This window comes from Nonomuraea sp. NPDC048916, from assembly GCF_040649575.1.
In the GTDB taxonomy this organism is placed as follows: domain Bacteria; phylum Actinomycetota; class Actinomycetes; order Streptosporangiales; family Streptosporangiaceae; genus Nonomuraea.
The window spans coordinates 38,075-51,327 of record NZ_JBEZFS010000020.1; the positions used below are offsets into that span (position 1 = coordinate 38,075).

10 protein-coding genes are annotated in these 13,253 nt (G+C 72.9%); all 10 read left to right on the forward strand.

Translation table 11 applies throughout. From position 1 onward, the window contains the following. Positions 1–21 precede the first annotated feature (21 nt). The 10 genes from rsmH to murC are packed head-to-tail and all read left to right on the forward strand — an operon-like array spanning position 22 to position 13,151. Positions 22–993, forward strand: coding sequence for a 16S rRNA (cytosine(1402)-N(4))-methyltransferase RsmH (gene rsmH / locus AB0C16_RS22440; RefSeq protein WP_357685832.1), 972 nt, complete (start codon positions 22–24; stop codon positions 991–993). Further along, entirely contained in the window at positions 977–1,474 is a 498-nt protein-coding gene (locus AB0C16_RS22445) for a hypothetical protein (protein WP_357685833.1), read from the forward strand. The genes rsmH and AB0C16_RS22445 overlap by 17 nt, the downstream gene beginning before the upstream one ends. Next, complete coding sequence (locus AB0C16_RS22450) at positions 1,471–3,957, forward strand: penicillin-binding transpeptidase domain-containing protein (protein ID WP_357685834.1); 2,487 nt, start codon at positions 1,471–1,473, stop codon at positions 3,955–3,957. Before AB0C16_RS22445 ends, AB0C16_RS22450 begins: the two co-directional genes overlap by 4 nt. A gap of 40 nt (positions 3,958–3,997) precedes the next feature. Beyond that, entirely contained in the window at positions 3,998–5,530 is a 1,533-nt protein-coding gene (locus AB0C16_RS22455; protein ID WP_357685835.1) for a UDP-N-acetylmuramoyl-L-alanyl-D-glutamate--2,6-diaminopimelate ligase, read from the forward strand. After that, positions 5,527–6,951, forward strand: coding sequence for a UDP-N-acetylmuramoyl-tripeptide--D-alanyl-D-alanine ligase (murF, locus tag AB0C16_RS22460; RefSeq protein WP_357685836.1), 1,425 nt, complete (start codon positions 5,527–5,529; stop codon positions 6,949–6,951). The genes AB0C16_RS22455 and murF overlap by 4 nt, the downstream gene beginning before the upstream one ends. Continuing rightward, a complete protein-coding gene (gene mraY / locus AB0C16_RS22465; RefSeq protein ID WP_357685837.1) occupies positions 6,948–8,006 on the forward strand; it encodes a phospho-N-acetylmuramoyl-pentapeptide-transferase in 1,059 nt (352 codons plus the stop codon). The genes murF and mraY overlap by 4 nt, the downstream gene beginning before the upstream one ends. Continuing rightward, complete coding sequence (gene murD / locus AB0C16_RS22470) at positions 8,003–9,367, forward strand: UDP-N-acetylmuramoyl-L-alanine--D-glutamate ligase (RefSeq protein ID WP_357685838.1); 1,365 nt, start codon at positions 8,003–8,005, stop codon at positions 9,365–9,367. Before mraY ends, murD begins: the two co-directional genes overlap by 4 nt. Beyond that, positions 9,364–10,647, forward strand: a complete 1,284-nt coding sequence (gene ftsW / locus AB0C16_RS22475) for a putative lipid II flippase FtsW (protein WP_357685839.1) — start codon at positions 9,364–9,366, stop codon at positions 10,645–10,647. The genes murD and ftsW overlap by 4 nt, the downstream gene beginning before the upstream one ends. Before the next feature lie 30 nt (positions 10,648–10,677). Next, positions 10,678–11,754: an undecaprenyldiphospho-muramoylpentapeptide beta-N-acetylglucosaminyltransferase gene (gene murG, locus AB0C16_RS22480; RefSeq protein ID WP_357685840.1), complete on the forward strand. Its 1,077-nt coding sequence runs from the start codon at positions 10,678–10,680 to the stop codon at positions 11,752–11,754. Continuing rightward, positions 11,751–13,151, forward strand: coding sequence for a UDP-N-acetylmuramate--L-alanine ligase (murC, locus tag AB0C16_RS22485; RefSeq protein WP_357685841.1), 1,401 nt, complete (start codon positions 11,751–11,753; stop codon positions 13,149–13,151). Before murG ends, murC begins: the two co-directional genes overlap by 4 nt. Positions 13,152–13,253: the final 102 nt, after the last annotated feature.

Consider the following 13,253-nt stretch of genomic DNA (forward strand, 5'->3'; position numbering starts at 1 on the left):
GACGCGAGAGGGGGGTTGGAGATGTACGAAAACGCAGGCACGGGCGGTCACGTTCCGGTCATGCTCGACCGCGTATTGGAGCTGATGGCCCCGGCGCTCACCGGCGCGCGGCCTGTCGTCGTCGACGCCAACCTCGGCCTCGGTGGCCACTCGGAGGCCCTGCTCGCCCGCTACCCGTCACTTCACGTGATCGGCATCGACCGCGACCCTTTCGCGGTCGACTTCGCCACGCGCAGGCTCGCTCCCTACGCGAGCCGCACCACCCTGCTCCACGCCTCCTCCGACCAGCTGGCGAGCCTGCTCGCCCGCGAGGGCCACGCCACGGTCGACGGCGTGCTGTTCGACCTGGGCGTCTCCTCGCCGCAGCTGGACGAGGCCGAGCGGGGTTTCGCCTATTCCTATGACGCTCCACTCGACATGCGGATGGACACCGAGCAGGAGCTCACGGCAGAGAAGGTGGTCAATACCTACTCCGCTGCGGAGCTAACGCGCATCCTCCGCGATTACGGAGAGGAACGGTTCGCACCGCGTGTCGCTGGCCTAATCATCAAGGAAAGGGCCAAGGAGGCCATAACGTCGACTAAGCGGCTCGCGGAGATCGTTCGTCAGGCGATTCCCGCCGCTACCCGGCGCACTGGGGGCAACCCCGCCAAGAGGACTTTCCAGGCGCTGCGCATCGAGGTGAACGCGGAGCTCGCCGCCCTGGAGGCGGCACTTCCCGCGGCCCTCGACGCGCTCGCGCTCGGTGGGCGAGTCGTCGTGCTCTCCTACCACTCCCTTGAGGACCGGCTGACCAAGCAGGTCCTCACGGCGCGAACCAAGGACACCAGCCCGCCCGGGCTGCCCGTCCCGCTGCCGGCCCACCAGCCGCGGTTCCGCCTGGTGACGAGGGGAGCCGAGCTCCCGAGTGAAGAGGAGGTGGCCCGCAACCCGCGGGCGGCCTCGGCCCGGCTAAGGGCGGCAGAGAGGATCCGTGTTGACGACCAGGACTGAGCAGGAGACCAGGCGGGGCGCGCCCGTCCGCGGCGCCATGCCCACGACTGGGCCCAAGACCCGGCGCAGGCCCGGTGTGCCGCAGCAGTCCAAGCCCATCCCGCGGCCGCGCCCGGCCGCCGACGCGCCCATGCCCGAGGCGCGTCCGGCCCGGCCCGCGGTCAACCGGCAGCCCTCGCGGCGGCGTCAGCACGCTCCGTTCGTGCTGCTGGTTCTCGCGTTGCTCTGCGGCGGCCTGGTGAGCCTGCTGCTGCTCAACACCGTGCTCGCCCAAGACTCGATCACCGCGACCACGCTGCGCGAGGAGATCGCCACCGCGCGCCTGCAGAACGAGCAGGTCGCGCAGGAGATCCAGAAGCTGACGCAGCCCGGCGCCCTCTCCGAGGGGGCCGAGCGGCAGGGTCTCGGCCGCGACTGGAAGGACGTCAACCCCTTGCGCGGCGCCGCCGACGACGCTGACCGGGTGGGCCAGGAGAGGTGAGGGAGACAGGCGGCAGGGGTCAGGGTCCCGGCCGCGGCGCCGGCGGCGCTGGCTCTCAGGGAGGGCCCGGCGCCGCTCGCCGTACGCCGGGAGGCCCCGGACGGACCGGCCGCCAGGGCGGCGGGTCGGCTCGCTCGGAGGGGGCGGGCCGGCCGCCGTCCGACACCCCGCGTGATCCCAGGAAACGGCCCGACCCCTTCGACCTGCCCTTCGGCACGGGCCCGGCCGACCGCAACCGGCCACCCCAGGATCCCTCCGACGGCCGGCGCCCCCGTCCCGACGACTCCCGAAGAGGGGCCCGCGACGGGTCCGACCGCGCCAGGGATCGCGCCGCCCAGGGACGCGACGACCGCCCGCAGGCCCGCCAGGACGACGCCCCCCCGAACCGCACCCGGGACGGTCGTGGCCGCCCGGACGCCGCGGCGGGCTCCCGCGGCCGGTCCCGCTCGGATGACGCCGCCGGTCCGCGCGGTGGTTCCCGCTCGGATGACGCTCCCGGCTCGCGCGGCCGTCCCCGCCCTGACGACGACGCCTCGCGCGGACGGACCCGGCAGGACGGGCCGGAGCGGTCGCGCGCCCGGCACGACACCGAGAGCGCGCGGAGCCGTTCCGCTCAGGAAGGCTCCGGCGGTCCGCGCGGGCGGGCCCAGGGCGCGCCCGGGGGCGACCGGCGCCCGCCGTGGCGCGGTGGCGGCCCCCCGCGGCCGCCACGCCGGCCACCCGCACCGCCACGGCCCCCCAGGCCGCCGCTCATCCTGCGCCTGGGCAGCCCGCGCCGGAGGATCAACATCGGCCTGATCGGCATGACGTTCATCCTGTCGATCTTCGCCGGGCGGCTGATCCAGATGCAGGGCCTCGACTCCAAGGTCTACGAGGCCGCCGCGGTCCGCCAGCGCCTGCACACCGAGGACATCCCGGCCAAGCGCGGCACGATCACCGACGTCAACGGTCACGCCCTGGCCGTCACCCTGGAGGCGCGCGAGGTCGCCATCGACCCCACCAAGGTGCCGGCCGCCGCCAGGGCCAACGTCGCCGCGATCCTCGCCACGCAGCTCGGCAAGCCCCAGCAGGAGATGGCCGCCAAGCTGGCCCGCACCGACACCCAATACCAACTGCTGGCCCGCGACGTCGACCCGGTCACCGCGACCGCTCTGCTCAAGGCGCGCGTGCCCGCGCTGACCACGAAGAAGACCTACCGCCGCGTCTATCCGGCGGGCGACCTGGCGGGCAGCCTCATCGGCTTCGTCGGCGACGAGGAGAAGGGCCTGGCCGGCATCGAGGGCACTGCCGACTCCCTGCTGGCCGGACGCGACGGCAAGCAGCGCGTCGAGACGGGCCGCGACCTCCAGCGCATCCCGATGACCAGTAGCCAGCGCACCGCCCCCGTCGACGGGCGAGACCTGCGGCTGACCATCGACCGCGACATCCAGTGGGCGGCCCAGCAGGCCATCGCCGAGCAGACCGAGGCGTCGGGCGCGAGCAGCGGCGCCGTCATCGTCATGGACGTTCGCACGGCGCAGGTCATCGCCATGGCCAACTCACCCGAGCTCGACCTGAACAACTGGCGCAAGAGCCCCTCGAGCCGCTACGTCAACAAGGCCGCCGCCGACGTGTTCGAGCCCGGAAGCACCAACAAGGTGATCACCGCGGCGGCCGCCCTGGAGGCCGGGACGGTCGCCCCCGACACCGTCTTCCAGGTCAAGGACAACATCAAGTGCGCCGACCGGGTGCTGCACGACGCACACCCGCACCCGCCGGAGAAGATGACCTTCCGCGAGGCCATGGCCAAGTCGAGCAACGTCGCCACGATCATGGCGGCCCGCGACGTCGGCAGCGAGCGCCTCTACCGGATGCTCAGGGCCTTCGGCTTCGGCGCGAAACCGGGCGGCGGCGTGCCGGGCGAGGAGGCGGGGCTGCTGCCCGACTACCGCAAGTGGTCGGGCAGCCAGAGCTGCACGGTCGCCTACGGCCAGGGTGTGTCGGTGACCGCGCTGCAGATGGCCAGCGTCTACCAGACCATCGCCAACGGCGGCGTCAAGATCGAGCCCCAGATCGTCGCGGGCCGCACCGACGACTCGGGCAGGTTCGTCGCCTCACCGCCCGGGAAGCAGACCAGGGTGGTGAGCGAGAAGACCGCCAAGGAGATCACGGAGATGCTCGAGCTCGCGGTGAGCGCCGAGGGCACCGGTGAGCTGGCCGCCATCCCCGGCTACCGGGTGGCGGGCAAGACCGGCACCGCGGACCGCTACGATCAGCAACTCGGCCGCTACGACGGCTACACGGCCTCCTTCGTGGGCTTCAGCCCCGCCGACGCGCCCCGGCTGGTGGTGCTCTCGGTGCTGCAGAACCCGAAGAACGGTCACTTCGGCGGGCAACTGGCGGCCCCCGTGTTCAAGGATGTGATGACGTTCGCCATCAAGAGCAAGAAGATTCCTCCGACGGGCTCCGCCGCGTCTCCGGTGCGGACGCGCGCGGGACAGTGACCAGGAAAGGTACGCTGCCGCCGTGCGTCCCCCGTCGTCTATGCGTCCAACGACCAGTCCGCCCCGCCCGCTGACCGGGCTGGCGACCATGCTCGACGCCGATTCCGGCTCGTCGAGATCGCCTCATGCCGCGCTGACCGGGGTCACCATCGACTCCCGCCAGGTCAGGCGCGGCGACCTCTACGTCGCGCTGCGCGGCGGCCAGGCCCACGGCGCCCACTTCTCCGCGCAGGCCATGGCCGCCGGCGCGGTGGCCATCCTGACCGATCCGGAGGGCCGGGCCGAGGCCGTCGCGACCGGGCTGCCCGTGCTCGTCGTGCCCGACCCGCGCTCCCTGCTCGGCCAGGTCGCCTCCTGGGTCTACGGCCGGCCGGCCCGCGACATCCAGGTGCTCGGCGTGACCGGCACCAGCGGCAAGTCCACCACCACGTTCCTGATCGAGGCCGGGCTGCGGGCCGCGGGCCACGTCACGGGGCTGGTCGGCGGCGTCGAGATCCACGCGGGCGAGATCCGCTTCGAGCCCCGGCTGACCACCCCCGAGGCGTCCGATCTGCACGGCCTGTTCGCGCTGATGCGCGAGCAGGGCGTCACCGCGGCCGCCATGGAGGTCTCCAGCCACGCCCTCGCGCTCGGCCGGGTCGACGGCGTCTTCTACGACGTGGCTTTGTTCACCAACCTGTCGCAGGACCACCTCGACTTCCACAAGGACCTCGACGACTACTACGCGACCAAGGTGCGGCTGTTCCAGCCCGAGCTCAGCCGCACCGGCGTGACCAACCTCGACGATCCGTACGGTCGCGAGCTGCTGGGCCGGGCCAAGGTGCCGATGACCACCTTCTCCGCCCTGGGCGACCCGGCGGCCGCGTGGCGGGCGCTCGACACCCGGCTGGGCGCCGACGGCAGCACGTTCAGGGTGCTCGGCCCCGGTGGCGTCGAGGCCGACGCGCAGATCTCGCTGCCGGGCCCGTTCAACGTCGCCAACGCGCTGGGCGCGATCGTCACGCTGGTCGAGGCGGGAGTGCCGCTGCCGACGGCGGTCCACGGCGTCGGCACCCTCACCGGGGTGCCCGGCCGCATGGAACGGGTCACGGGCGCCGGAGACGAGTTCCAGGCCGTTGTCGACTACTCTCACAAACCGGGAGCGGTCGAGTCGGTGCTGCGCTCGCTGCGCCAGGTGACCGCGGGCACCCTCACCGTCGTGCTCGGCTGCGGCGGCGATCGCGACACCGGCAAGCGGCCGCTCATGGGCGAGGCGGCCGCGCGGCTGGCGGATGTGGCGATTTTCACCAGCGACAACCCTCGCTCGGAGGATCCCCTGGACATCCTGGCCGCGATGATGGAGGGAGCGCTCCGCGTTCCCCGGCACGACCGCGCTCATGTGATCATTGAGCCCGACCGCGCGGACGCGATCGGCCTGGCGATCGGCCGGGCCGGACGCGGCGACGTGATCGTCGTGGCAGGCAAGGGTCACGAGCAGGGCCAGTACGTTTCAGGCGAGGTGATCCCCTTCGACGATCGCGAAGTGGTCGCCGCAGCGATCGACGCACGCAAGGAAAGCAGGAAGCACGCATGATCCCGTTGCCTCTGGCCAGGATCGCCGAGATAACCTCGGGCGCCCTGTCGGGCATGGCCGATCCCCGCGCGGTGGTGCGCGGCCCCGTCGTGATCGACTCGCGTGAGGTGCGGCCGGGCTCCCTGTTCGTCGCCTTCAAGGGCGCGCGGGTCGACGGCCACGACTACGCCGCCCAGGCGGTGCGGGCCGGCGCGGTCGCGGTGCTGGCCGGCCGGCCGGTCGAGGCGCCCGCGGTGATCGTGGCCGACCCCGCCGCCGCGCTCGCCGACCTCGCCACGGCGCAGGCCGCGGCGCTGCCCGAGGCGACGGTGATCGGCGTGACCGGTTCCGCCGGCAAGACCACCACCAAGGACCTGCTGGCCAGGCTGACCGCCCGGATGGGGCCGACCATCGCGCCCGTCGGCTCGTACAACAACGAGATCGGCCACCCGCTGACGGTGCTCAAGGCCGACGTCGACACCCGCTTCATGGTGCTGGAGCTGAGCGCCCGCAACATCGGCCACATCAAGGACCTGACCCGCATCGCGCCGCCCCGGATCGGCGTCGTGCTCAACGTCGGCACCGCCCATCTCGGCGTGTTCGGCGGCAAGGAGGCCATCGCCAAGGCCAAGGGCGAGCTGGTCGAGGCGCTGCCGCGGACCGGCGTCGCCGTGCTCAACGCCGACGACCCCCTGGTGCGGGAGATGGCCTCGCGCACCCTCGCGCGGGTCACGCTGTTCGGGCGCGACCCCGAGGCGGCCATCCGGGCCGAGGGCGTCACCGTCGACCAGCGCGGGCGCGCCTCCTTCACGCTGCGCACCCCGTCGGGCGCCGCGCCCGTCAACCTCAAGCTGTACGGCGAGCACGCCGTGGAGAACTCACTGGCCGCCGCCGCGGCGGCCTACGAGCTGGGCCTGCCCGTCGCCACCATCGCCGAGGAGCTGTCGGAGGCCACCCCGCGCAGCCGGTGGCGGATGGAGGTCACCGACCGGCCCGACGGTGTCACCGTGATCAACGACGCCTACAACGCCAATCCCGACTCGATGCGGGCCGCGTTCAAGGCGCTGGGCGTGCTGGGCGCGGGGCGCCGCCGCTTCGCCGTCATCGCCGCCCTGCGCGAGCTGGGCGAGGACGGCGCGGCGCTCAACGCCGAGCTGGGCCGGCTGGCGGGCGGCGCCGGCCTGGCGGGTCTGGTCGTCGCGGGTCCCGACGCCGCGCCGGTGCTCGAGGGCGCGTTCGGCGCCGCGCGGGCGGCCGGGCAGCCCGGCGGCGGGGCGGTCGCCGAGGGCGGCATGCCGATCGCGCACGTCGAGGACGCGCGGGCGGCGGCGGCCGAGCTGGTGGGCAGGCTGCGCCCGGGTGACGTGGTGCTGATCAAGGGGCCCAGGGCGATGGGCCTGGAGGTTACGGCCGAGCTGCTGCTCGGGGGTGCCACCCAGTGACCAACATCATCATCGCCGGTGCGGTGGGGTTGATCCTCTCGATGCTCGGGACACCCCTGGCCATCCGGCTGTTCTCCCGGCGCGGTTACGGCCAGGAGATCCGCGAGGAGGGCCCCTCGGGCCACTACGACAAGCGGGGCACCCCCACCATGGGCGGCACCGTGATCGTGCTGGCCTCGCTGCTCGCCTACGGCGGCTCCCACCTCGCCACGCTGGCGCCGCCGACCGTCTCGGGGCTGCTGGTGCTGTTCCTGATGACCGGGCTCGGCGCGGTCGGCTTCCTCGACGACTTCATCAAGATCTACAAGCAGCGCAGCCTCGGCCTGCGCAGCGGGGCCAAGGCGCTCGGCCAGCTCGTCGTCGGCGCGATCTTCGCGGTGCTGGTGACCCGGCAGGCCAACGTCTACGGCATCACCCCGGCCGAGACCCGGCTGTCGTTCCTGCGCGACTTCGGGCCGTCGATCGGCATCGTGGGCTTCACCATCTGGGTGCTCGTGATGATCGTCGGCTTCTCCAACGCGGTCAACCTCACCGACGGCCTCGACGGCCTGGCCAGCGGCGCGACCGGCGTGGTGCTCGCCGCCTACGTGCTGATCGGCAACTGGCAGCTCCGCAACAACTGCATCGACCAGCTCGGCCCCAACTGCTACTGGGTGCGAGATCCGCTCGACCTGGCCGTGGTGGCCGCCGCGGTGCTCGGGGCGCTGATCGGGTTCCTGTGGTGGAACGCCCCTCCGGCCAAGATCTTCATGGGTGACACCGGGTCGCTGGCGCTCGGCGGCGTCCTCGCGGGCCTGGCCATCGCCACCCGCACCCAGCTGCTGCTGATCATCCTGGCCGGGCTCTGCGTGATCATCACGCTGTCGGTGATCATCCAGGTCGGCTTCTTCAAGATGACCGGCAAACGGGTGTTCCGGATGGCGCCGCTGCAGCACCACTTCGAGCTCAAGGGCTGGGCCGAGACCACGATCGTGGTCCGCTTCTGGCTGATCGCCATGCTGTGCGCCGCCCTCGGCCTCGGCCTGTTCTACGTCGAGTGGATGCCGAAGCCATGAGCCTCACCTGCGTCGCGGGGCTCGGCGTCTCCGGCACCGCGGTGGCCAGGGTGCTGGCCGCGCGGGGCGAGCCGGTCGTGGTGGTGGAGGCCGAGGAGGACGAGCGGAAGCGCGTCGTCGCGGCCGAGCTCGCCCGGCGCGGCGTCGAGGTCCGCTTCGGCCCGATGGAGCTGCCCGAGGGCGTCACCCGGCTGGTCACCACCGGCTGGGCCCCGCACCATCCGCTGATCGCCGCCGCCCTGGAGTCGGGCGTCGAGGTGATGGGCGAGGTCGAGCTGGGCTGGCGGCTGCGGCCCGCCGACGCCGCCCCCTGGCTGGCGCTCACCGGCACCAACGGCAAGACGACCGTGGTCCGCATGCTCACCTCGATCCTGCTGGCCGCCGGCCGCGAGGCGCTCGCCGTGGGCAACGTGGGCGTGCCCGTCGTCGAGGCGGTGGGCGAGCCGCACGACGTGCTGGCGGTGGAGCTGTCGAGCTTCCAGCTGCACTGGTCGAGCAGCCTGGCTCCGCACGCCGCGGCGATCCTGAACGTGGCGCCCGACCACCTCGACTGGCATGGCTCGCTGGAGGCCTACTCCGCCGCCAAGGCGCGGATCTTCGAGCGCGCCGCGACCGTGATCTACAACGCCGACGATCCCGAGGCGGCCCGGCTGGCCGCGCCGTATCCCGGAGCCGTCGGCTTCACGCTGCTCGTGCCCCGGCCCGGCCAGCTCGGCGTGGTCGAGGACCTGCTGGTCGACCGGGCGTTCGTCGAGGATCCCGTCGAGGCGGCCGAGGAGCTCGCCACGCTGGGCGACGTGCGCCCGTTCGCGCCGCACAACGTGGCCAACGCGCTCGCCGCCGCCGCGCTGGCCCGCACCGTGGGCGTGCCGGCCGAGGCCGTGCGACGGGGCCTGCGCGCCTTCGTGCCCGACCCGCACCGCATGTCCCTCGTCGACCGGGTCGGCGAGGTCGACTACGTCGACGACTCCAAGGCCACCAACCCGCACGCCGCCGCCGCGGCGCTGTCGGCCTACCCGTCGATCGTGTGGATCGCGGGCGGCCAGCTCAAGGGCGCCGACGTCGACGACCTGGTACGCCGGGCCGCCCCCAGGCTGCGCGGCGCGGTGCTGCTCGGCGTCGACCGGGGCCGGATCGCCGAAGCTCTCGCGCGACACGCCGCGAATATCCCCGTCGTGGACATCTCGGGCCAAGACACTGGGGTGATGGATCACGTCGTCTCCGAAGCCGCCCGGCTGGCCTCGCCGGGTGACACCGTGCTGCTCTCCCCTGCGGGCGCGTCGCTCGACATGTTCGCCAACTACCCGGCGCGGGGGGAGGCCTTCGCGCGAGCCGTACGCGAACTGAAGGCGGCGACGTGAGCGCGACGACCGAGGAGACGCCGCGGCGGACCGCGGTCGAGGGCCCGGCGGGATGGCTGCGAGAGCAGCTCGGCGTGCTGAAGGAGCTGCTGGGCAAGCCGCTGACCACCTACTACCTCATCATCGGGTGCAGCGCCCTGCTGCTCGCGCTCGGGCTGATGATGGTGCTGTCCGCCTCCAGCATCGAGGCGTTGCAGAAGACCGGCAGCCCGTTCTCGTGGTTCATCAAGCAGTCGCTGTCGATGGCCATCGGCGTGCCCGTCATGTGGGCGTGCTCGCGGTTGCCGCACCGGTTCTTCCGCTGGGCCGGCTACCCGCTGATGGCGCTGTCGATCATCGCGCTGGTCATGGTGCTGTTCATCGGCTCCTCCGAGCTGGGCGCGCAGCGGTGGATCTACGTTGGGCCGTTCACGATCCAGCCGTCGGAGCCCGCCAAGCTCGGTCTCGCGCTCTGGGGCGCCGACCTGCTGGCCCGCAGGGCGCGGCAGGGCCGGATCGAGTGGCGCCAGCTGCTGATCCCGCTCATGCCCGGCACGGCGATCCTGGCCGTCATGGTCATGCTCGGCCGCGACCTCGGCACCACCCTGGTGCTGTTCATGATCTTCCTGTCGCTGCTGTGGGTGGTGGGCGCCCCGGTGAAGCTGTTCGGCGGCATCCTGTCGCTCGCCGTGCTGGCCGCGATGATCATGATCAAGGTCGAGCCCTACCGGATGGCCCGCATCGGCGCGTTCCTCGATCCGTGGGCCGACGCGCAGGGCGCCGGATACCAGGCGGTGCAGGGGCAGATCGCGATGGGCTCGGGCGGCTGGTTCGGGCTCGGCCTGGGCAGCAGCAGGCAGAAGTGGAGCTGGCTGCCCCACGGCGAGAGCGACTTCATCTTCGCCATTCTCGGCGAGGAGCTCGGCCTCATGGGCACCCTGGTCGTCGTCGCGCTGTTCGGCCTGCTCGGCTACGCGGGGCTGCGGGTCGCCGCCCGGGTCAACGATCCCTTCGTACGGCTCGCCTCCGCCGCCATCGTGGCGTGGATCGTCGGCCAAGGGACCGTCAACATGGGAGCCGTGCTCGGTGTCCTGCCCATCACCGGCATCCCGCTGCCCCTGGTGTCCTACGGCGGATCGGCGCTGCTGCCCACGCTCGCCGCGCTCGGCATGCTGCTGTCGTTCGCCAAGCGCGAGCCCGGCGCGCGCGAAGCTCTGGCCGCGCGTGGCCCCGGACCGGTCGCGCGGGCCCTAAGCTGGCTTGGCCTGGGGGGCATGAACAAAGGCCGAGCGAGACGTTAGAGGCCGAGCGAGACGTTAGAGGGAGTCCACATGAGGGTGGTCCTCGCCGGTGGCGGGACAGCCGGGCACATCGAGCCCGCACTCGCCCTTGCTGACGCGCTGCGCCGGCTCGACCCGGGCATCGGCATCACCTGCGTCGGCACCGAGCGCGGGCTCGAGACGCGGCTCGTGCCGGCCAGAGGTTACGAGCTGGAGCTGGTGCCCGCGGTGCCGCTGCCCAGGGTGCTGACCCCGCAGTTGCTGACCGTGCCGGGGCGGCTGGCCGGTGCGGTCAACGCGGTGGCCGCGGTCCTCGACCGGGTGTCGGCAGACATCCTCGTCGGGTTCGGCGGCTACGTGGCGACCCCCGCCTATCTCGCGGCCAAGCGCCGCGGCCTGCCGATCGTCGTCCACGAGGCCAACCCGCGCCCGGGCCTGGCCAACCGGCTGGGCGCGCGGCTCACCGAGCACGTCTTCACCGGCTTCCCCGATGCCGCACTGGCCAGGTCGGTCTACATCGGCACCCCGCTGCGGCGCGAGATCGTCACGCTCGACCGGCTGTCCATGGGCGACAAGGCCCGCTCCTGGTTCGGGCTGGAGAACGACCGGCCGACGCTGCTCGTCTTCGGCGGCTCCCAGGGGGCCAGATCGATCAACGAGGCGGCGCTCGCCGCCGCTCCCGCCCTGCGCGCGGCGGGCGTGCAGGTGCTCCACGTGATCGGCCCGAAGAACACCGTCGAGCTGGAGCCGCCGCCCGGCGACCCACAGTACGTCCTGCTGCCCTACGTCGACCGGATGGACCTCGCCTACGCGGCCGCCGACCTGGCACTGTGCCGCGGCGGCGCGCTCACCTGCGCCGAGCTGACCGCGGTCGGGCTGCCCGCCGCCTACGTGCCGCTGCCGCACGGCAACGGCGAGCAGCGCCTCAACGCCGAGCGCATCGCCGCGGGCGGCGGCGGTCTCCTGGTCGACGACTCCGAGTTGTCACCCGATTGGATCATTCAGAACGTGCTGCCCATCCTGCGCGACCCCGAGCGGGTCGCCGTCATGTCGGAGGCCGCCTCCACGCTCGGGCGGAAGGACGCCGATTTCGTGCTCGCGAGGAAAGTGTTGGAGATAGTCCGATGAGCCTGGTCAAGCTGGTCGATCCCGTCGCCGCGGGCGATCTCGGTCATGTGCACTTCATCGGCATCGGCGGCGCCGGCATGTCAGGCATCGCCCGCATCCTGCTCAAACGCGGCGTGCGGGTGTCCGGCAGCGACGCCCGCAGCTCCGAGCAGGTGGTCGAGCTGCGCGAGCTGGGCGCGACCGTGCACATCGGCCACGCGGCCTCGCACATCAAGGACGTCGACACCGTGGTGGTCTCCACCGCGATCCGCGACTCCAACCCCGAGCTGGGCGAGGCGCTCAAGCAGGGGCTGCGGGTCATCCCGCGGGCCGCCGCGCTCGCCTCCGTGATGGCCGGGCGCACCGCCGTCGCCATCGCGGGCACCCACGGCAAGACCACGACCACCTCGATGCTGACCGTGGCGCTGCAGAAGTGCGGGGCCGACCCGTCCTACTGCGTCGGCGGTCAGCTCGTCACCACCGGCCTCGGCGCCGACGAGGGGTCCGGCCAGGTGTTCGTCGCCGAGGCCGACGAGAGCGACGGCTCGTTCCTCATGCTGGCGCCCGACATCGCCGTGGTGACCAACGTGGAGGCCGACCACCTCGACAACTATGGCGACCCGCGGGCGGTGCATGCCAGTTTCGCGCGGTTCGCCGACCGGGTCGGATCGCTGCTCATCGTCTGCGCCGACGACCCGGGCGCGGTGGAGCTCGCCGAGCACGCGCGGGCCCGCGGCGTACGCGTGCGCACCTACGGCGAGACGGGCGAGGTCCGGGTGAGCGGCGTGCGGCCCGACGGGTTCGGCATCACGTTCACCATCGAGGGCCGGGGCGACGTCCGGTTGCCCGTGCCCGGGGCTCACAACGCGCTCAACGCCACCGCGGTGATCGCCGTGGCCGAGGAGCTGGGGCTGCCGTTCGAGGAGATCAGAGACGGGCTGGCGACCTTCACGGGGGCCAAGCGGCGCTTCGAGGCCAAGGGCGAGGCGGGCGGCGTGGCCGTGTTCGACAGCTACGCCCACCATCCGACCGAGCTGGCCGCCGACCTGCGGGCCGCGCGCGACGTGGTGGCCTCCTACTCGGGCACCGGACGGGTCATCGCGATCTTCCAGCCGCACCTCTACTCACGCACCAGGTTCTTCGCCGACGAGTTCGGCTCCGCGCTGGCGCTGGCCGACGTGGCCATCGTGCTCGACGTCTACGGCGCCCGCGAGGATCCGGAGCCGGGAGTGTCGGGCGCCCTGGTCGCGGGCCGCGTCCCTCTGCCCGCCGAGCGGGTCGCCTACGCGCCCGACCGCGCCGCGGTGCCCGCGCTGGCCGCCTCCCGCGCCCGTGCCGGCGACATCGTGCTGACGATGGGCGCGGGCGACGTGACCGAGCTGGGCCCGCAGATCCTGGCCGAGCTCTCCGCCCGCTGAGCCGCCGGGTTCGACGCGTGTCCGGCGTTCGTGGGCGCGCCTCGGGAGGTCCGGGGCGATCGCGGCGTAGGTTCGGGGCCACGGCTACGGATCCAGGGGAGA

Coding starts and splice junctions, on each gene's coding strand:
- murD (WP_357685838.1), top strand. CDS start 8,003: ATGAGCCTCACCTGCGTCGCGGGGCTCGGCGTCTCCGGCACCGCGGTG.
- AB0C16_RS22455 (WP_357685835.1), top strand. CDS start 3,998: ATGCGTCCAACGACCAGTCCGCCCCGCCCGCTGACCGGGCTGGCGACC.
- murF (WP_357685836.1), top strand. CDS start 5,527: ATGATCCCGTTGCCTCTGGCCAGGATCGCCGAGATAACCTCGGGCGCC.
- rsmH (WP_357685832.1), top strand. CDS start 22: ATGTACGAAAACGCAGGCACGGGCGGTCACGTTCCGGTCATGCTCGAC.
- murC (WP_357685841.1), top strand. CDS start 11,751: ATGAGCCTGGTCAAGCTGGTCGATCCCGTCGCCGCGGGCGATCTCGGT.
- murG (WP_357685840.1), top strand. CDS start 10,678: ATGAGGGTGGTCCTCGCCGGTGGCGGGACAGCCGGGCACATCGAGCCC.